This is a genomic window from Achromobacter sp. T5-5, assembly GCF_055397965.1.
On record NZ_AP027919.1, the window covers coordinates 5,031,278 to 5,049,492 of the forward strand.

At 66.9% G+C, this 18,215-nt stretch carries 16 protein-coding genes; 8 read left to right on the forward strand and 8 right to left on the reverse strand.

Going from position 1 to position 18,215, the window contains the following annotated elements; genetic code table 11:
* Position 1: 1 nt before the first annotated feature.
* Positions 2–1,537, forward strand: a complete 1,536-nt coding sequence (locus ACZ50Q_RS22825; RefSeq protein ID WP_464079631.1) for a tetratricopeptide repeat protein — start codon at positions 2–4, stop codon at positions 1,535–1,537.
* Positions 1,538–1,561: 24 nt separating this feature from the next.
* On the opposite strand, the gene ACZ50Q_RS22830 is transcribed toward ACZ50Q_RS22825, so the two are convergent.
* Entirely contained in the window at positions 1,562–2,497 is a 936-nt protein-coding gene (locus tag ACZ50Q_RS22830; protein WP_464079632.1) for a LysR family transcriptional regulator, read from the reverse strand.
* 84 nt (positions 2,498–2,581) lie between these two features.
* Here ACZ50Q_RS22830 and ACZ50Q_RS22835 point away from each other — a divergent pair, with 84 nt between their 5' ends.
* From ACZ50Q_RS22835 to ACZ50Q_RS22860, 6 genes are all read left to right on the forward strand, one after another.
* The gene (locus ACZ50Q_RS22835; protein ID WP_464079633.1) at positions 2,582–3,505 is read left to right on the forward strand and encodes a carbon-nitrogen hydrolase family protein; all 924 of its coding nucleotides are present in this window, start codon (positions 2,582–2,584) and stop codon (positions 3,503–3,505) included.
* A gap of 486 nt (positions 3,506–3,991) precedes the next feature.
* Positions 3,992–4,186 (forward strand): hypothetical protein, encoded by a 195-nt coding sequence (locus ACZ50Q_RS22840; protein WP_464082052.1) that lies wholly within the window; start codon positions 3,992–3,994, stop codon positions 4,184–4,186.
* A 296-nt stretch (positions 4,187–4,482) separates the two neighbouring features.
* Positions 4,483–5,157 carry a hypothetical protein gene (locus ACZ50Q_RS22845; RefSeq protein WP_464079634.1) on the forward strand — a complete coding sequence of 225 codons (675 nt, stop codon included), beginning with the start codon at positions 4,483–4,485 and terminating at the stop codon, positions 5,155–5,157.
* A gap of 87 nt (positions 5,158–5,244) precedes the next feature.
* Positions 5,245–5,538, forward strand: a complete 294-nt coding sequence (locus ACZ50Q_RS22850; RefSeq protein ID WP_464079635.1) for a helix-turn-helix transcriptional regulator — start codon at positions 5,245–5,247, stop codon at positions 5,536–5,538.
* A 3-nt stretch (positions 5,539–5,541) separates the two neighbouring features.
* Positions 5,542–6,240, forward strand: a complete 699-nt coding sequence (locus tag ACZ50Q_RS22855) for a Rha family transcriptional regulator (RefSeq protein ID WP_464079636.1) — start codon at positions 5,542–5,544, stop codon at positions 6,238–6,240.
* The gene (locus ACZ50Q_RS22860) at positions 6,233–6,475 is read left to right on the forward strand and encodes a helix-turn-helix domain-containing protein (RefSeq protein ID WP_464079637.1); all 243 of its coding nucleotides are present in this window, start codon (positions 6,233–6,235) and stop codon (positions 6,473–6,475) included. Before ACZ50Q_RS22855 ends, ACZ50Q_RS22860 begins: the two co-directional genes overlap by 8 nt.
* Before the next feature lie 25 nt (positions 6,476–6,500).
* Here the strand turns inward: ACZ50Q_RS22860 and ACZ50Q_RS22865 are convergent, their stop codons facing one another.
* Positions 6,501–6,785, reverse strand: coding sequence for a HigA family addiction module antitoxin (locus ACZ50Q_RS22865; protein ID WP_076519170.1), 285 nt, complete (start codon positions 6,783–6,785; stop codon positions 6,501–6,503).
* Between the two features lie 10 nt (positions 6,786–6,795).
* Positions 6,796–7,074, reverse strand: a complete 279-nt coding sequence (locus tag ACZ50Q_RS22870; protein ID WP_076519169.1) for a type II toxin-antitoxin system RelE/ParE family toxin — start codon at positions 7,072–7,074, stop codon at positions 6,796–6,798.
* A gap of 233 nt (positions 7,075–7,307) precedes the next feature.
* Between ACZ50Q_RS22870 and ACZ50Q_RS22875 the strand changes: the two genes are divergently transcribed.
* Entirely contained in the window at positions 7,308–7,973 is a 666-nt protein-coding gene (locus ACZ50Q_RS22875; RefSeq protein ID WP_464079638.1) for an SOS response-associated peptidase, read from the forward strand.
* A 9-nt stretch (positions 7,974–7,982) separates the two neighbouring features.
* Here the strand turns inward: ACZ50Q_RS22875 and tssM are convergent, their stop codons facing one another.
* From tssM to tssH, 5 genes are read right to left on the reverse strand one after another with little or no spacing between them, the layout of a single operon-like run.
* Positions 7,983–11,648: a type VI secretion system membrane subunit TssM gene (gene tssM, locus ACZ50Q_RS22880; RefSeq protein WP_464079639.1), complete on the reverse strand. Its 3,666-nt coding sequence runs from the start codon at positions 11,646–11,648 to the stop codon at positions 7,983–7,985.
* Between the two features lie 25 nt (positions 11,649–11,673).
* Positions 11,674–13,116: a type VI secretion system protein TssA gene (gene tssA, locus ACZ50Q_RS22885; protein ID WP_464079640.1), complete on the reverse strand. Its 1,443-nt coding sequence runs from the start codon at positions 13,114–13,116 to the stop codon at positions 11,674–11,676.
* A complete protein-coding gene (gene vasI / locus ACZ50Q_RS22890; protein WP_464079641.1) occupies positions 13,113–13,802 on the reverse strand; it encodes a type VI secretion system-associated protein VasI in 690 nt (229 codons plus the stop codon). Before vasI ends, tssA begins: the two co-directional genes overlap by 4 nt.
* The gene (locus tag ACZ50Q_RS22895; protein ID WP_464079642.1) at positions 13,799–15,370 is read right to left on the reverse strand and encodes a sigma 54-interacting transcriptional regulator; all 1,572 of its coding nucleotides are present in this window, start codon (positions 15,368–15,370) and stop codon (positions 13,799–13,801) included. Before ACZ50Q_RS22895 ends, vasI begins: the two co-directional genes overlap by 4 nt.
* A gap of 3 nt (positions 15,371–15,373) precedes the next feature.
* On the reverse strand, positions 15,374–17,965 hold the full coding sequence (gene tssH / locus ACZ50Q_RS22900; protein ID WP_464079643.1) for a type VI secretion system ATPase TssH: 2,592 nt from the start codon (positions 17,963–17,965) through the stop codon (positions 15,374–15,376).
* Between the last annotated feature and the right edge of the window lie 250 nt (positions 17,966–18,215).

Here is an 18,215-nt window from a genome sequence, read left to right on the forward strand (position 1 = left end):
CATGTCCAGCCTGATCGACTCCATACACCGTGCCGATGACGGCCACGACGACGCGCAGATGCTGGCCCTCTGCGAACAGGGGCTGCGCGAACAGCCCGCTTCGGCGGTCATGTGGGCGTTGCGCGCCCGTTATCACGACAAGCGCCGCGCGCACGCGCAACGGGATGCGGACCTGAACCGCGCGCTGGCGCTGGACCCGCAATGCAGCGATGCCATCCGCGTGCGCGCCACCGCGCTCTACGACGCGGGAGAGCGCGAGCAAGCCTGGCGCATCCTGCGCGACGCCCGGCAACGCGCGCCGTCGCACTTCGGGCTGCTGATGGCTGAAGGCTACCTGCTGATCAACGACCGCCGGCTCGACGACGCCATCGCCAGTTGGACCGCCGCCTCGCAAGTGCGGCCCTCTGCCGCGGCGCCGCACTGCTATATCGGATCGAACCTGCATAACGCCGGCCGCTACCGGGAGGCCCTGCCCTACCATCAGCGCGCCGTGGCGCTGGCGCCCAACAACGGCAACTTCCTGTACGACGCCGGAAACAACTACCGCCGCCTGGGCGACCTGGACAACGCCATCGCGATGTTCGACCGCGCCCGCGCCATCCTGGGCGAACAAAACGCCATCCAGCACAATCGGGCTTCCTGCCTGCAGGCGCTGGAACGCCACGAAGACGCGGTCGAAGAATGGACCAGCCTGCTGCGCCGCGAACCCGACTGGGACTGGCCGTTGGAAGGCAAGGCGCGTTCGCTGCATCGGCTGGGGCGGGCTGACGAGGCGGCGCCGCTGTGGCGGCATCTGGACGCGCTGTCGGACAGCGGCTGGGACGGCCGCCGCGAACAGGCCCGGGAATATGTGCGCAGCGGCAATCCCGAACTGGCTGAGGAGGTGCTGCAGGGACTGGACCCGCTCACCAGCGGCGACTCCGAACTGCTGTTCGTGGCCGGCAATGCCCAGCGCGACCAGCGCTGCTGGGAAGAGGCGCTGGCCTACTACCAATGCGGCTATGCGCTTGCACCCGGCAACGACTTCCTGCCCGGCAACGCCGCCGACATGCTGAACCGGCTGGAACGCTACGATGAAGCCCTGCCCTTGTCGGAAGTCGCGATCTCTCTGGATCCGGACTGGCTGAAATGGCGCCGCGCCCGCATCGAGGCGCTGACCGGCCTGGGCCGCGCGGCCGAAGCCGTCGCCGATGCCGACCGGGCCATGGAGCGCTGGCCGGATAACGGGGCGCTGCATGCCGACCGCATCAACGCGCTTGTCGCCGCGGCCCGGTACGATGAGGCGCTCTCCGCCTGCGACCGACTCATCGCGCTGGATCCGGGTTTCCGCAGCTGGGCCCTGTTCTCGCGCGGCGAAACCTACGGCCACATGAAGCGCCATGCCGAGTCGGCCATGGCCTTCCGTCAGGCATCGGCCTCTTACCAGCAGAACGGCAAGCCCCACTTCCAGGAGCTGTCCCTCAAGCATGCGCTGGCTGCCGAAGCCGCCGCGGCCGCTCCGCGCGGACTCCTGGGCCGCCTGTTCGGCCGCAAATAGGCGCAGCGCGCAAATCGCGGCGCCCTATTCCTGAGTGGCCGCCCAGTCAAAACTGTTCAGCAGGCCCAGCAGGGTACGCCTGACGGCCGCCACCGCCGGATCGCGCAGGGCGTCGCCGCGCCAGCCCATTTCGATCGCATACCCGGGCATCGCGACCGGGCACGGCAGCAGCCGCAGGCCCGACGCCTCGGCCAGGCCGCGCGCCGCATGCGTCGGCAGCGTCGCCAGCGACTCGCCGCCGCGCAGCAGGAAGGCCAGCGCGGAGAAATGCGTGGTCGACGCCTGCACCCGGCGCGTCAGGCCCAGGCCGTGCAGCACTTCGTCCACCACCCCGATAAAGCCGCCCGAAGACACCAGCACATGCTGGCGGCGCGTGAACTCCTCGACCGTCAGGCTCGACTGGCCCGGAGCCAGCGTGGCCGGATCCAGCAGGCAGGCATAGCCGCCCTGCCCCACGGTCACGTGCTGCAGCGCCGGCGCAGTCAGGCCGCCCGATGCGATCACCAGATCCACTTCGCGCGCCATCAGCATCTCGGCCGCCAGCCTGCTGTGCGTCTGGCGGAAAATGATGCGCAGGCCGGGCGCGCTGTCCGCCAACGCGTGGATCACCTCGCGCCCCAGCGCGATCTCGAAATCGTCCGACAGGCCCAGCGTCACCGACCGCCCCTCATAGCCTTGCGCGCCGGGTCGCACCAGCGACAGGCTCTGCCGGAACTTGTCCAGCGCCTCGCCGATGATCGGCCGCAATTCGCGGGCGCGCAGGCTGGGCGTCAGGCCCCGCCCCGTGCGCGTGAACAGCGCGTCCCCATACAGCGCGCGCAACCGCCCCAGCGCCGCACTCACGGCCGATTGCGTCACGCCCAGCCGCAGGGCGGCCCGGCCCGCGCCCCCCTCGTCATAGATGGCCTCGAAGACCTTGAGCAGGTTCAGGTCGGCCGACTCGATATCGATCTGGTTCATATCATTTATCTTTAGGCGGGATTGATTGATTTTAGGACGGGCCAGACACTACCTGCTCCCGCCCACTTCCGCCTAGGAATCGCCATGACCGCCACCACCGTCGCCGCCCTGCAGATCGGCTCCACCCCCGAGGGCAAGGCCCGCACCCTGGAACAGATCCTTGCGTTCGAATCCGACATCGCCGCCTCGGGCGCCTCGCTGGTGGTCATGCCGGAGGCGCTGCTGGGCGGCTACCCCAAGGGCGAGATCTTCGGCACCCGTCTGGGCTACCGGCTCCCCGAAGGACGCGAGGCGTTTGCGCGCTACTACGACAACGCGATCGACGTGCCCGGCCCCGAGACCGAGGCGCTCGCCGGCCTGTCCCAGCGCACGGGCGCCAGCCTGGTGGTGGGCGTGATCGAGCGCGGCGGCAACACACTCTACTGCACCGCCCTGTTCTTCGAACCCGGCATCGGCCTGGCCGCCCGGCATCGCAAGCTCATGCCGACCGGCACCGAACGCCTGATCTGGGGCCAGGGCGACGGCTCGACCCTGCCCGTCATCGACGCCGCGGCGGGGCGGATCGGCGGCGCCATCTGCTGGGAGAACCACATGCCGCTGCTGCGCACCGCCATGTACGCCAAGGGCGTCGAGATCTGGTGCGCGCCCACGGTCGACGAACGCGACATCTGGCAATGCTCGATGCGCCACATCGCCCACGAAGGCCGCTGCTTCGTCGTCAGCGCCTGCCAGGTGCAGCCCTCGCCCGCCGACCTGGGCGTGGACGTGCCCGGCTGGGACGCCGGCCGTCCGCTGATCAACGGCGGCTCGGTCATCGTCGGGCCGCTGGGCGACGTGCTGGCCGGCCCGCTGCGTGGCGGCACGGGCCTCTTGACCGCCCGGATCGACACGGCGGACCTTGTGCGCGCCCGCTACGATTTCGACGTGGTGGGCCACTATTCCCGCCCCGACATCTTCTCGCTGACCGTGGACGAACGCCCCCGCCCGCCCGTGCGATTCATTTCGTGATTACCCTCGCTTTGGCGTTGCCCGTCAAAATCCCTGCGGGCAAGATGGTATAGTCTCGCCCGCTGCCGACCCGCCACGGGCCGCGCAACGCCCGAGTGGTGAAATTGGTAGACACAAGGGACTTGAACTAATTTGAGCCCTTCGGAGGAAACTCCAAAGGTGAAGCCCGTCAAACTCGGCGAAGGCCCTGGACCCGTTCCGCGCTAACGCCGAGCCAAGCCCCGGTTCCGCAACCGGGGAAGGTGTAGAGAGCAGACGGCGGGCACCTAAGGCCGACAGGCTATGGTGAAGGCGTGCTCCAGACCACGAACAGCAAGCCCTTGCTGGCGGCGAAAGCCGAAGTGGTAAGAAAATCCCTCGGCCTCGCGGCCGTACCGGTTCGATTCCGGTCTCGGGCACCAAATTACCGTCTAGATTGATCTAGCACAGTACTTCAAACCCGCACCAGTCAAGGCTGTGCGGGTTTTTTGTTGTCTGGGGTAATCTATGTTCGTCTACCGTCATATACCGCCTCGCGCCGGTATTTCTGTCGGTAGGTCGCGCACACCGCCATCCCGCGCGGCCTACAACCGCACCAAATTCATCAAGGAACGCCGCGCCATGATGCAGGCCGGGGCAGACTATCTGGACGTGCTGCGCATCGGCGGGAACGTGATCCCGATGACCCGGCCGGCGACTTAGGCCAGGGGCAACAAAAATGGCGGGCATCTTCCAGCCGCGGCACCCCTTTTATAGTTCCGGAAAAATCGGTGCCGCCCGCCGGTCAGGGCGCCTTGCGTGCTAATCCAGGCTAACGTTTGCGGCCCTTGTCCGCCCTCAATTGCAGGACGCATCCGCGCCCCCGGCGTTGTCCAATGCAATCTATCATCGTCTTGGTACGTCTACGCCAGCGCCTAGGCTGATCCCCGAATAGCCGGAACGTCCACCGGCCCGGCGCTGGCCCTTATTCCTTGGGCGGCGCATAGGACGGCGCGCATATGTCTTTCAACAGCGACGAACTGTTAAGGCGCCTCATCGCCGAGTGCGATGATTTATCAGCCGAAGCCACACGATCCATCGTCATAAATGCCCGCGAACTGCTGGCAAGGCACCCGGACCTCCGCAGCCAAATCACCGAGCAGGTATTGAGCTGGGTAAAGCGCGCCATTCGGGCGGACCCAGGGTCTTATGGAGGGAAGACGGTTTACCAATGGGATGCAGCCAAAGGGGTGGCCGAGATCAAGCTGTTAGTAGGGGGCAAGATGGTCGATGCAGCGGAGGCGGCAAATCAAGACCCCATAGTTTTTGATCATGTCATGCGAATAGCTGCGGATGCTATCGAGGATGGAGGCAGCCCGCCCCCCATCCTGAATCGCTTGGTAGCCCAAGTTCTGCGAGGTGAGGTAAAGCGCCCCATTCGCCCGGGGCGGCCAGGCAATCGCCTCATACACAGAAACTCCATATGCTGCATTGGGCTCGCCGCGTTGCGCTGTGCGGGCTATTACCCCGCCGAGCTCACCGGAGACATGGAGAGCGGCCCCGCGTTGATAGCTAATGCCATTTTCAAGGATGAGTCCACGATTGCCGAAATATGGGGTGATCGAGTAACCACCCTGGAGCAGGTGCCCGCATGGCACTGCCTGGTTAGGCGCATCGTCTTGAACGAACGATAGGGAGAAATCGCCGATTTAACCCTTTCGCATCGTCATTGCGGATTGTCCAAACTGCCTCCCGTGACACCTCACAGGAGCGCATCAAACATGCAAGCCGCAACGACCAAGCCGGTCCGTACCGCACCGCCTAGCAAGCCGGTACACACCACCGAAATCTACACCGCCGCATTGCCCGCAGTCGGATATGCCCGCGCCCCCGTCGTGGCCGGCGTGCTGGGTATCGCGGTTTCCACCCTGTGGGCTTGGACAGCGCAGGGCCGATTCCCCAAACCCGTGAAAATGTCGCCACGGGTCACGGCCTGGCCGGTTTCCCAGGTCCGCACCTTCCTGGCCGATCCGGCCGCATGGCAGGCTGCCCACGCCCCCAAAGCGGAGGGATGAGCCGTGCAGACCACCACCAAGCAAAAGGGCCGCGCCCCTGTACAGGACGCGACCCAGACCACCGCGGCGAATGATACCGCGTTGACGCTTCACCCCGTCAAGGGCGAGCCGCGCATCGATAGCCGGATCCTGGCGCAGTACCTGGGCAACACTCATCAGCATGTGCGCGAACTGCTGACCGGCTATGCCGGCGACTTCCGCGAGCTGGGAATACTCCGGTTTCAAACCGGGAAGCCCGCTGCAGGATCGGCCGGCGGGCGTCCCGAGAAGTACGCCATGCTGAACGAAGATCAGGCGTATTTGCTGCTGACCTACAGCCGAAACATGGTGGCGGTTCGCGCGCTCAAGGTTCGATTGGTGAAAGCGTTTCGCGAGGCCCGCCAGGCGCAAGACCTGACCCGAGCCGAGTACCTGCCCACCTACCACGCGCTGCACAACGAGATTCATGCGCTGGCCGCGCAGTCCCCGAACGAACGGTTCATTCATATGAACGTGAATAAGCTGGTCAACAAGGCGGCGGGCATCGGCGCGGGTGAACGGGGACGCTTGGACGCGCCCCGCCGCTCGCTGCTCGTCGCGGCGCAGTATGTGGCCAGCACGGCGATGCGCGGCGCGGCAGACCACCATGAAGGGTATGTACAAGCCAAGGACGCCTTGGACCGATTCAGCGTGACCTTGTTTGGGAGCGGCCGCCATGCGTAACGACCGATCCACGTCTGGCGCCTCGCAGCGCGCGCGTATCCTGGCTGCGTTGGCGCTACGCCCCCATACCTCGTACGAGCTGCGCAAGCTGGGCTGCTATCAAGCCAACACGCGTATTCTTGAACTGCGCCGGCAGGGCCACCACATCAGCACCGAACGCGTGAGCATTTGGGACGATGAGGGTTACCGGCATGACGGCGTGGCCCTGTATTCGCTGCATGGGGGCGGGGCATGAGCGCCCCCACCAGATCGGACGAAGCTCAGGCCGCTCTTTTCGAAAGTGGAGCGATCTTTGGGCGCGGCTGCTGCTCTGCCTGCCACAAGTCCCAATGCGCCTGCATTCCCATCCAGAAATCAGGCGTCGTGCCCAACCAAGCGGAAAGGCGCAGCGCCATATTGGCCGTCACGTTCGCTTTTCCGTTCAGCAGGTTGGACAGCGTGACGCGATTGACCTCAAGCGCCTGCGCCGCCTCCGTTACGGTCACATCGTCGGGGATCCAGTCGCGCAGCACCTCGCCGGGGTGCGCCGGATTGTGCATCTTCATCGATGGCTCCTTAGTGATAGTCCTGGTAATCGACCAGTTCGGCGTCCTGCCCAATGAAAGTGAAGGTCAAGCGCCAATTGCCGTTGACCCACACCGACCAATGTCCGGCCAAGCCGCCGCTCAAGGGGTGAAGCTTCCAATTCGGCGCGGCCATATCCTGCGGCCCCTTTGCATGGGTCAATGCGGTAAGCAAGATCGTCAGCTTGTTGGCGTGGTGGGCCTGGATACCCGCCTTGCTGCCCGTCAGATAGAACGCCTCAAGACCCTTATGCCGGAAGCTCTTAATCATCGGCAAATTGTAGCCCATGGGGCTACACCGCACAATCCGATACGGTCTGCCGTTCTCTATGGTTGTACTGCCTTTCGCGCCCCCTTGCCGAATTCTGGCAGGGCCTGCGAAGCGCGACGCTTTATTCCGGTCTCCCTCCCCGCCCCTCGCCCAGCTAGACAAACCGCGCGCCGCCGCGGCAAGCTTGGACGTCCAGGAGGCGCCCCTCGCCTCCCGCCGTCCGGGAGCCGTGCATGTGTTCGCACTATCAGACGCTTAAGGATGCCGAGCTGCTGCTGAAGAAATTCGGCGCGCGCCGCAGGCCCGCCGCCATCGGCAAGTACGACATGTGGCCCAGATACGAAGGCGTGTTCCTGCGCCGCCCGCCCGAACACGACGCCGGCGACGACGCCGTGCCCGAGCGCGAAGCCGTCGCCGGCCGCTGGGGCCTGATCAGCGCCATGACCCGGCCGGACGGCCTGGACCGCGCCGGCAAGCTGTCCACCTTCAACGCCCGCGCCGAAACGGCCGCCGCCTCGTACACCTTCGGCAACGCCTGGCGCCGCGCGCAGCATTGCGTCATTCCGGCCGATGCGATCTTCGAACCGGACTGGCGGTCCGGCAAGGCCGTCCCCACCCGCTTCACCCGCACCAACGGCGAGCCGCTGGGCATCGCGGGCCTGTGGGACCGGTACCGCGATGCCGCCGGACAATGGCGCGAGAGCTACACCATGCTGACCATCAACGCGGACAACGATCCGCTGTTCAGCCAGTACCACCAGGCGGGCAAGGAAAAGCGCATGGTCGTCATCCTGCCCGAGGGCGCCTGGAGCGACTGGATGACGGCCACGGCGCAACAGAGCCGCGAGTTTCTGGTCCCGTTCCCGGCTGACAAGCTGATGGCCACGCCGATGCCGTGAACCCGACCGTCAGCGCCGCGGCGCGCCCTTGCCCGCCGCCACCTTTGCGTCCGCCTTCGCCTTGCCCGGCCATTCCGCCAGCAGCGTGCGCGGCAGCGCGAAGCCATCGAACAACGGCTGCGTGAAGGGATTGTTGGCCTTCTCCGCCAACACCCGGTAGCGCATCGCGCCATCGCTGGCCGCGAAACTCAGGTCCACGCTGGTGGCCGTGGCGCTGTCCAGGCGGGCCTGGCTGAGCAGGCGGAACATGGACCAGGCCCCCCGGTACACCAGGCTGCTGCTCGTGCCGCCGCCCACCAGGGTGATGCGGCTTTCGGTGTTGGCACCCAGGCTGTTGGGCCAGATCAGCCCGACGCTGTTGGCCGCGCCGTGGCTGTAGGAGATCAACTGGCCTTCCACGCTCAGCACGCTGCTGCGCCGCGTTGGCGCCAGTCCCAGGGGCTCGACGCTGAACTGCACGCCCAGCGCGCCGCGGCTGTTGAAGAACGCGTCGCGGATGCGGTCGGCGGCCTCCAGTTGCTTCAGCACATCCATGCGCACCAGATACCCGCCGCGACGCTCGGAATACAGCGCCTCCAGATTGTCTTCAAGGAACAGCTTCAGATATTGGTCCTTGAACTGCGCCAACCGCCCCTGCGGACCGAACATGACCGTGAAGTCTTCCAGCGAGGCATCGACTCGGCTGGCGGGGTTGAACGGATAGCGGTTGGCGAGCCGTTCGTCGTAGTAACGGTAGACCTCGGTGTTCCAGCGGCGCTCCAGCTCTTTCAGCGCCTCGATCACGAGGACCTGCGACGACTCGTCGGCCAGCTTCTTCACCTGCCGGTTGAGCGGTTCGGGCATGCCGGCGGCGATGCGCTGCAGGTTCCCGATCGGGTCCGTGCCTTTCAGCGCAAAGCGGTCGAGCACCACGCTCAACGCGGCCTTGCCCGGATCGGGACTGTCCTGCACGCTCTTGACCACGTCATGAACGCGGGCGACGGCCGCCATGCTTTCGTCCAGATACGAAGGCTTGTTCTCCGTGGCAACCAGCACATCGGTCAACGGCGCAAAAGGACGCGCGATGGCGGCCACCTGCTGGGCCTGCGCGACGCCCGCGGGCGTCGGCGCGGGGCCATCCCCCTTGGCCGACGCAACGCGCACGTCCAGGGGCTGCAGGCTGGTGTTGTCGCGCACCGTCTCCACCAGCCGGCGCAATGGCGCGGCCGGACTGGTGACGCTGCCCAGCACGCTGACCGCCTGCGCAATATCGTCGAAGTCGGCAACCTCCAGCCGGTTCAGGCTGCGCTGCCAGGTGTCGACGTAGTCGCGGTTGTAGATGGCGCGCACCCGGACCGCCAGCGCCTGCTTGTCGGCCTCGGAATAATCGATGCGGTCGCGCTCGCCCAGCGTCCATTGGTCGATCAGGGCCAGATCGGTAAAATCCTGGCTGCGCGGCTCGAAGTAGGTCCGATAGCCCCGCGCCGTGAGCAAGGCATCGATGCGCGTATCGCGTTCGGCGTGGCCTGCGCCCCCGTACACGATGTCGAAGGCCGGACCGACTTCGTTGCGCAGGTCCAGCGGCGCCTGCAGCGCCTTGCCGGCCTGCTCGCGCATGCTCATGTACACGCGCTGCGGCATCGGCACCTGTCGCAGGCGCCGCTGGATCTCTTCCACCCGCTCGCGGTACATGGGCAGGTCGGCGCGCGCGTACTTCATGGCATAGGAAAGATGGCGCATCAGACCGCCCTGCACCGCGCCGTCGCCCGGAAACGCCGCCTGCCATTGGCGGCTCATCCAGTCCTGCACGATGGGCGCGCGGCGGTTGTCGATGTCTTCGATCATCCGGTAGACGCGCAGCGCGGCCAGTTGCTCGTCGCTATCCGCGGGCGCCGCGTTCACGGCCTGCATCACGCCGCCAGCCAGTTCGGGTAGGAAGCGCCGGGACAGCAACTGCAGATAGGCCTCGTCCACCTTCGGGCCGATCTTGCGGCCCTGGTACAGCCCCAGGTCCGCCACGACCGGCCAGGCGTCGCGGTAGTCCCCGAATACCGCGACCGCGCTGCTGATCTGGTCCAGCGGCGCCAGTAGATTGCGGCCCGTCGGATCGGAACGGCCGTCGATCTGGAAGACGCTGAAGTCCCGGCTTCGTTCGAGCACGCGCGTGGCCATGTCGCGATTGATGCCGTAGTAGCGGTACCAGCCGCCGATCAGCACCAGGCTGCCCAGCGCCGCCACGGCGAACCCCACCCGCAGGACGCGCCGCTTGTCGGCCAGCACCTTCAGGTTGTCGCCCGCCAGGCCGGCCTCGGGATAAATGATGCGCTGGAACACGCGCTGGGCGAAATAGACCACCGCCCGCCCGGCGGGCTGCGTGTCGGCCAGCGGCTCGCTCAGGCCATACGACTGCGACGCGGCGTTGATGAAGGCGTTGCAGAGCAATCCCTGCTGATAGACCGAGGAGAAGTACACGCCGCGCGGCAGCGCCGGCGTAATGTAGCGGTCGCTGCCCAGGACGTCGGCCAGAAAGCCCAGCAGCACGAGACGCATGCCGGCCAACTGGCCCACCAGCGAGAACAGCGCCTCCCGCGTTTCCAGCGCGTTCGCGTCGCTCAGGGCGTCGAACACCCGCTCGTTCAGCCGGGCGATGAAGCCGTCGTAGCGGCTGGCCAGCTCCGCCAGCCAGGCGTCGTAGTTCTTCACCGAATCCAGGGTGAACGTGAAGCCGAAGATCTCTTCGCGCACCGAGCGCGGCAGCCGCGCGAAGAACGGCTCAAATCCAGCCAGCAGGTCGAACTTGCTGAGCACCACGTAAAGCGGCGGGCGCGTGCCCAAATGCCGGCTCAGTTCGCTCAGGCGCGTGCGCAGCAGAATGGCAAGCGCCTTGCGGTCGCTGGCCTTCTGGTTCAGCAGCGTCACCAGGTCCACCATCAGCACCACGCCATTGAGGGGCCGCCGGCTGCGATTGCGGCCCAGCCAGTCGATCAGCCCTTCCCACAGGCGCCCGTGCAGGCCGGCGGGCAAGGCTTTTCCGGAGGGCGCGGGCGGCGCCGCCGGCGCGTCCTCCGATGCCGCGGCAGGCTCGGCGGCGGCGGGCTCGGTCTGGCTGATCAGCTCGCCGGGCGGATCGATCAGCACGGCCTCGTCGCCCATCCACCAGTCGATGCTGTAGGCGAGGTCCGGATCCACGAACACGCGCCTGCTGCCCGCCTTGATCTCTCCGGTCAGCGAAAAACTCTGGCTCGACCGGTTGATGAAGCTGGTCTTGCCCGAGTTCTGCTGGCCCAGGACCAGATACCACGGCAGTTCGTACAGGGCGTTGCGGCTCTTCAGGTTCGCGCGCAGCGCCGCCAGGCTCGAATCGAGCGCGCGTTCCTGCGCTTGCACGTACCGCAGGGCCGGATCCTCCTTGCGCTGCGCCGCGTGTTCGCGCTCCGCCTCCAGCCGCCGATTGCGGCGACGCAACGCGAACAGCCACATGAGCAGCGGCGCCATCAGCACCCCCACCGTCGCGAGCAGGCGCGCCGGCATGTCGGCCAGCGGCCGGCTCGCGTTCCAGTTCAGCTCGGGGCCCAGCCACCAAATGCCGATCAACAGGAACAGAACGCCCAACAGCAGCAGCACCGGCATTGCGCTCTTGAACTGGCGCAGCACGGGCAAGCCAAAGCGCTTGAGATAAGCCCAGATCCTAGACATCGTGTTTCCTTCTAAAAATTCCGCTCTAGCGTTGATCTTCGGCGCCCTGCCGGCCCGCCAGGTGCTGCCCCAGGAGGCCGAACAGCTCGGGTTCCCACAGGCTGGCCGGCATGTCCCGCATGACCCGGTCCACGCCGGCATACAGGTCCTCTGCCAGCCACGTCAGCCCGCGCGCCGCAAGCATGTCCGCCGCGATCACGCGGGCATGCCCGCGCCACCGCGGGGTCGCGTCGTCGCCCTGCATCTCCTGCAGGCGGCGCAACACCACCTCCACGCCCTCGCTCTCCAGCTGTGCCGCCAGCTCCTCGCGCAAGGCCCGGAACTCCAGGGGCGCCTGCCGCCCTTGCCCATCCGCGTCCGCGCCGCTCAGCCATCCCCGCGTCTCGCTGTCGACGAACGCGCGGCCGTCGTTGAACTGCAGGTCGACCAGGATGGGGATGCGGCGCACGAAGCGTTCGGTCGCCAGGCGTATGGCCACCGCGACCTCCTTCATTTCGAGGCGCTGCGCGATGCTGGCCGCCAGAAAGCTGCCGCGGATCCAGTAAGGCGAGGCCACCACGCTTTTCTCCACCCGCTGGAGCAGCGCGGGATTGACGATGTTGGCCGACAGGGCTTCGCGATAGCCTTCGACAATGTCCGCGGGCACGGCCATCAACTCGGTGCGCATCTCCTTGCGCACCGGCGGCGCCGCATGCAGATGGGCCCACAGCGCAAAGCGCCGCAGCTGGTAGCCCGTGGGGTCGTACGCGTCCTGCTGGTTGATGAATTCGGCCACGCTCAGCAGCGAGCGCCGGCTTTCGCGTTCGTCTCCCAGCTTGAGGGCCTCGTCGGGCGCGCTGAAAAACGCTTCGCTGATCGCCGACCCGCCCCGCCGGTCCAGCGTGGCCGGCGGCGGCGCGGGCTCGGGATAGCGAAGCTGTTCCACGCGGCGCGCGAACTGCGCCTCCAGCCGCGTCAGCATGGCGACTTCCAGCTTCGCCACGGGGGCTTGCGCCTGCAGCGCATCCAGCGCCTTGCGCGCCGCTTCCTGATGCTCGCGGGCATCGTCCTGCGCCTCCAGGCCGGCCAATGCCGCGCCCAGGCGCTCGACCTGCAATGCCACGAACTTGCGCTTGCCCAGGTAGCCGGTCGGGCCCGGCTTGGGGTGGCCTGTTTCCCAATATCCTTCCACCATGCTGGCCAGCACGCCCGCGGCCTCGGCCCAGCCGCGCCAGGAGCCTGCACGCAGGCGCGCCGCGATCAGATGCCCGGCAACGCGGAAATGCTTGCATTGCGAAGACAGGTACTGGCGCGATGCCTCATCGACATAGGCCCAATCCATGCGCGGCTCGTGCAGACCGCCCAGCTTGACCATCTCGTGGTCGATGCCTTGGAAGGTCTCGTCTTCTTCATCGAAGTAGCCCGCCGGGTCGATCGCATCCAGCGGCGCAGCCAGCTTTTCCAGGTCCAGGGGTGGGTAATCGATCACCAATGACACGCCTCCCGCTGTTGCGCGATCAGGCCGTGCAGGCCGGTCGCATCGAACATCAGTCCATGAACGGCGGCATCGTCGCTTTCCAGCCGCAGCCGTCCGCCCGAGGAGAACTGCCGCAACAGATCGACGGCCACCAGTCCGCGCCCGGCGTCGATCACATTGCCCGGCTCCATCGCCTGCCAGGTCCGAGGGGACGACAGGGGCCGGTCGTCGATATACAGCCGGATGCGAATCTGATTGCGGTCGGACGGCCGGGGCAGGAGCAATTGCAGCCGGGAGATGTTCGCAATGCAGCTGATCGCGAGAAACGCCGATTCGGCAGCGCCATCCAGCGCCGGCGCCGAGATCAGGACCCGGGTCTGCCCGGGCAGCGCGTCTTCAACGCGAGAGATCAGAAATGAAAAGTCCCCGGCCGCGCGCCCCGCTTCGTTCTGCCGGACCAGATCGGCAATCTGCGGGGCGGGCGGCGGAGGGCCGGGCCTTGCCGATGGGGCGGCAGCGGGTCCGGCGTCGCCGGGAATGGGCGACGGCGGCGTGCCCGCGGCGCGGTCGAAACACGCCAGCCGCTCCAGATCGGACACGATCGCGCGGCAATCGTCTTTCGCGGTGCCGGGCGCCGGGCCGGCCTGGCAGATGGCTGCAGCCAGCAGCGAAACAAGTAATGCGCTAGAAAATTTCATGAGTGGGAGTCCTCGCGGTCCAGATTCCACGCCTGGCATCGGCGCGCGAGCGTGCGCTTCGGTATGCCCAGGCTTTGCGCGGCGCGGCTGCGCGAGCCTTCCAGCGCCTGCAGGCGCGCCGTAACGAGCATCCGCTCGAACGTATCGAGGGCGTGCGGCAGGTTGTCGGTTTGAAAGAGGCCGTGCAGGTTGCGGTCCAGGCCATTGGCCGCGCCGCGCTCGGCGCCGCCATCCTGCAGTTGCCGCAGAATCTGGCGGCTGATCGAGACGCCGGGGCCCGCCCGCTCCGCGGCAACCAGCAGCAGGCTGCGCAGCTCACGCACGTTCCCCGGGAAAGCCTGGCCTTCCAGGTACGACAGCGCATCGGGCGCGAGGCCCCCGACGCGGGTGCGCCGCTCGCGGTTGTGCTGCAGGATGATGTGCGCAGCCAGGGGCGCAATGTCATCCGGACGGTCGCGCAGCGCGGGCAGGTGCAGCGTCTGCTGCCGGATTCGGAAGTACAGGTCTTCGCGGAAGCGGCCTTCCTGGATCAGTTGCGCCAGCGGCTGGTGGGTGGCGCAGATAAGGCGGAAATCCGATGGGAATTCGCGCGCGCCGCCAAGCGGCCGGTACTTTTTCTCGTTGAGCAGGCGCAGCAAGGCGGCCTGCAGCGCCATCGGCATGTCGCCGATCTCGTCCAGGAACAGCGTGCCCCCGTCCGCTTCGGCCACCAGGCCCGCGCGCGCCTGCGTCGCGCCCGTGTAGGCGCCGCGGACATTGCCGAAGAGCTCCGCCTCGATCAGGTCCTTCGGGATGGCGGCGCAGTTCACCGGCACGAACTTGCCGCCGCGCGGCGACGCCTGATGGATGAGCCAGGCGGCATGGTCCTTGCCGGTGCCGGTTTCCCCCGTCAGCAGCACCGCCAGCGTGGATTCCGCAAAGCGCAGGATGTCTTCCCGCACGCGCTTTGCGTCCGCGCTGGCCCCGATGAATTCAGCCGCCAGCAGCCGGGCCGCGCGCAAGCTGCGGCGCTCTTCCTGCGGCTGACGCAGGCTGCGCTGGTAGCGCGCGCTTTCCGATGCGCTCATCTGGTCGTAGAGGCGGGCGGACAGGGTTTCGTAGACCTGCAGGAGCATCTGCCACAACGGATCGTCGCGCCAGGCGGCGAGGTTGCGCGCGTCGCCGGCCACGGCGAGAACGGACGCCACCTGCTGGCGGCTGTCGCGCTGCGGCGAGGTCAGCAGCGCATGGCGTGGCCCCAGGCATTCGGCCAGCCGCTCGAAGCCGGCGCCCACGCCCACCATGCCGGACAGGCGCTCGACGAAACACGGCTGGCCCGTCGTCAGGCTGTAGACCAGCGGATCGTCCAGGGCCTCCATGTCGATCGCGGCAAGCCGTTCAAGCGCGAATGGCGCACAGGCCAGGGGAAGCAGCTTGTCGCCCGCCGCGTCGCGGCTGTACACGCAGGCGGCGCGCAGGCCGGCCTGGCGCGTCGCGGCGGACAGAAAGGCAAGCGCGAGCCCGTGCGGACTGTCGGCCAGGATCAGGTCCCGCGCAATTGCTGCCACTTCCAGCGCATCCATCGGCATGCCCTAGTCCACGCTCGCCGTGAACGCGCCGGACTGCCACTGCAGCCGCGCGTTGCCGAAGGGCGCGCCGCTGGCCAGGCGCTGCAACACCGCCAGGGACAAGGGCGGCAGCAGCTCGCCGTCGATGCTGGCATCGAGCAGGCGGGCCCCGTTCTCGTGACGGCTGCAGCGGCGGCGCAGCTCGTCGCGCGCTTGCGTGTCGATGTCCAGCACGGCCTCGTATCGCGCGCGGAACTGCTGCTGCAGGCGCAGCAGCCGGCCGTCGACAATCTCGCCCAGCACGGTCTCGTCCAGATACCGGTACGGAATCAGTTGCATGCGGGCGAGCAGCGCGGGCTTGAAGAACGCCAGGAGGCGCTGCCGCAGGGCTTCCTCGGACAGATCCGTCAGCGCGCCATCCTGCTGGTCGAAGCCCAGATTGGACGTCAGGAAAAACAGCACGTTCCTGCAATCGATCTGCCGCCCCTCCCCGTCGGCCAGTTCGCCTTTGTCGAAGGCCTGATAAAAGATGTTCAACACTTCGGGATGGGCTTTCTCGACCTCGTCCAGCAGCACCACCGAATAAGGCTGCTTGCGAATGGCCTCGGTCAACACGCCGCCTTCGCCATAGCCCACATAGCCGGGCGGCGCGCCGAGCAGGCGGGACACCGTGTGTTTTTCCTGGAACTCCGACATGTTGATGACGGTGAGGAAATTCTTGCCGCCGAACATCGCATCGGCCAGCGCGAGCGCCGTCTCGGTCTTGCCCACCCCGCTGGGTCCCACCAGCAGAAAGGCGCCCAGCGGCGTGCCCGGCCGGCGCAGGTCCGCCATCGCGGTGAGCAGGTGTTTGTGCACGCGCTTGATCGCAATATCCTGCCCCTTGACCCGCTCATGCAGCAGCGCGGGCAGGTGCGCCAGACGCTCCATCTGGCTACGGTTGATGGTTGTGGCGGGGATGCCGGTCCAGTCCGCGATCACCTGCGCGATCTGTTCCCGGCCCACGTCGGCGTGCAGCAAGGCGCCGTCGCGCTGCAGTTCCGACAATTGCGCGACCTTGGCCACAAGGTCACCCTCGTCGCCCGCCGATTCGCGTTCGCCGTCGCCATCGCCTTGGCGGCTACGCAGCACCCGAATCTCGTCGACGAGCTGCTTCTGAAGGGTCCAGGACGCGCGCAGCGCCTCGGTCTGACGTTGCACGTCCTGCGCTGCCGCCTCCAGGGCCGCCAGGCGTCCGTTCTGGGCCTTCCGGCCCGCGCGCGCGTCGCGCTGCAATACGGCCGTCTCCGCTTCAATCTGGCGTTGCTGCTGCTCCAGGCGCGCCAGCCGGCGGGGCGGCTCCGCCAACGCGGTGGCGACGCGCGCGCATGCCGTGTCCAGGACGTCGATCGCCTTGTCCGGCAACTGGCGCCCGGACAGATAACGAGCGGAAAGCGCCACCGCCGCCTGCACCGCGTCATCGCTGACGTCGACGCCGTGCGCCTGCTCATAGGTCTGGCGCAGGCCGCGCAGGATGTGGACGGCGCTTTCCTGGCTGGGCTCGTCCAGCTTCACAAGCTGGAAGCGCCGCGCCAACGCGGGGTCTCTTTCAAAGTACTTCTTGTACTCCGACCATGTCGTCGCGGCGATGGTGCGCAGTTCGCCGCGCGCCAGCGCGGGCTTGAGCAGATTGGCGGCATCGCCGCCGCCGGCCGCGTTGCCCGCGCCAATCAGGGTGTGCGCCTCGTCGATGAAAAGAATGATCGGCCGGCTGGATGCCTTGACCTCGTCGATGACCGCCTTCAGACGCTTTTCGAACTCGCCTTTGACGGAAGCGCCGGCCTGCAGGGCCCCCAGGTCCAGCACCCACACCGCCACCTGGCGCAGCGGTTCGGGCACACGCTCCTGGACGATGCGCAGCGCCAGCCCCTCGATGACCGCGCTCTTGCCGACGCCGGCATCGCCGACCACGATGGGATTGTTCTTGCGGCGGCGCGACAGGATATCGATCATGAGGTCGATCTCCGCGTCCCGGCACAGCACCGGATCGATGCGGCCGTCGCGCGCCTGGGCAGTCAGGTCGTGGCCGAACCGGGCAAGCGCGCTGTCGTCGCCGGCGGCGGCCAACGCCGGCGCCCTGCCGGACGCCGCATCGGCGGGCGCCTCCGAGGAATCGGCCAGCAGCGTGCCGAAGTTCTTGCGCAGCGCTTCGCGGTTGACGTTCTCAAAGAGCGACGCCGCCGCCAGGGGCAGGTAGCGCCCCGGGTTGAGCAGCGCCGCCAGCAGCAGGCTGCCTCCCCGGATATCCGTCAGGCCCAGTTCCAGCGACCCGATCAGCCAGGCTTCCTGCAACAGCTCGATCAACAGCGGGGAGAAGGTCGGGTACTGGTCCGGATTGTCGGCCTGAAACGAAGGGCCGCCCGAGACGGCGCGCCGAACGTCGTCGACATCCAGACCCGCATGCCGCAACAGGAGCCTCACGTCGCCCAGCGGCTGGTCCAACAGCTTTGATACCACCAGGGGGACTGTCACCTCCGTACCGCGCTGGCTGATGCACAGACTGGCCGCTTCCTCCAGCGCCTGCCGGCACGCTGGATTCAAACGCTGAATAACTGCCGGTAAATCAATTCTGATCATGGATTGCACTCATCCGACGTCGTGAGGGTTTTTATTCTTGATATTTCCTGAACCGTCCGGTTAATAAAAACTTAATCCCGGCGGTTATAGGAACAACCCGAAATACGCGGCAAGAATATGCGATCAAACACAAGATAAACAAGCATTTATTTTTCGAATTTCTATTATTTTTGGCGCACTCCAATCCCTTTAGGATCGCCCCAATTCGTATTTCAAAATACTGCATTAATAAAGCCGATTTTCCGTCCAC